We start from the raw sequence: 975 nt of genomic DNA, 5'->3' as shown, positions 1-975 counted from the left end.
TCAGGAGGTAATTAGAACTCTAAACCTGCAACTGTAGTGCTAGGCGTGCTGTTCCTCACCTTCCACTACATCTCGTTCGTGCCCTGGAAGAAGCCGCAGGCCGCCTGAGCCCAACAGGCCTGGGCACCGCCTGGGGTCCTGATGCAGCCAATCCCCGCAAGAGGACGCCTGCCGCGCCACCGGCAGCCGCCGGACCAGGATAATGACTACGAGCGGATCCATCCGGGTCCGCCGCGATGACGCGACCACGCCAAATATGTAACCAAGGAATAAGAACAATGATGCACAATGCCGACAGCACCCCGTCCGCGACCACGGGTTTGTACACCAAGCACTACAATATTCTCCAGACGATCGCCGACCGGCTTCGGAGCGGCGGACCTGCTGATGTCGACGCGCTGCTGGAGGATACCCGCCGGGCAATGGAGTCGTACGAGATCTGCCGCACCCGGCTTGATGCGGTCAGGGCTGAACTGAATGCCCAGATCGGCCGCAGCTGATCAACGGNCAATGGAGTCGTACGAGATCTGCCGCACCCGGCTTGATGCGGTCAGGGCTGAACTGAATGCCCAGATCGGCCGCAGCTGATCAACGGACGAACTTCGGATGAGGGTATGACTGGAGAAGCGAGCACGTCCAGAATGCAATCTGGACGTGCTCGCCGAAGGAGCTCGTGGAGAATAGCAAGAGGTGGAATTGCAGCGCGGCGGCATCTAACCTTAATCAGATGCCCTGAAGGTCAAGGGGGATTTTCAGCTTGCGGCGCTATCACTGAAACTACGGGCCGGTCGACAGGCTCCTCAGCCGCATGCGGAGCAATCTCTGACAATGCCGCTACTCCACCCGCAAAAGCCTCTCCGGCAGGCAGACTATCCGGTGTCGGTTGTGTAGCGTCAGGCCGAACTTTCTCTGGCTTTGGGGGCTCAGGCATCGCGACGACGGCAAACTCAAGCCCTTGCGTCAGGGCAGACCGGT

General features: G+C 60.0%; 1 protein-coding gene. It reads left to right on the top strand.

Translation table 11 applies throughout. From position 1 onward, the window contains the following. The first annotated feature begins 278 nt into the window (after positions 1 to 278). Positions 279 to 500, top strand: a complete 222-nt coding sequence (gene xseB / locus LG661_RS24695; protein ID WP_230534640.1) for an exodeoxyribonuclease VII small subunit — start codon at positions 279 to 281, stop codon at positions 498 to 500. Positions 501 to 975 lie beyond the last annotated feature (475 nt).

The sequence above is a fragment of the Microvirga roseola genome, from assembly GCF_020866965.1.
In the GTDB taxonomy this organism is placed as follows: Bacteria; Pseudomonadota; Alphaproteobacteria; order Rhizobiales; family Beijerinckiaceae; genus Microvirga; species Microvirga roseola.
This window is presented reverse-complemented; position numbering and strand designations above follow the sequence as displayed.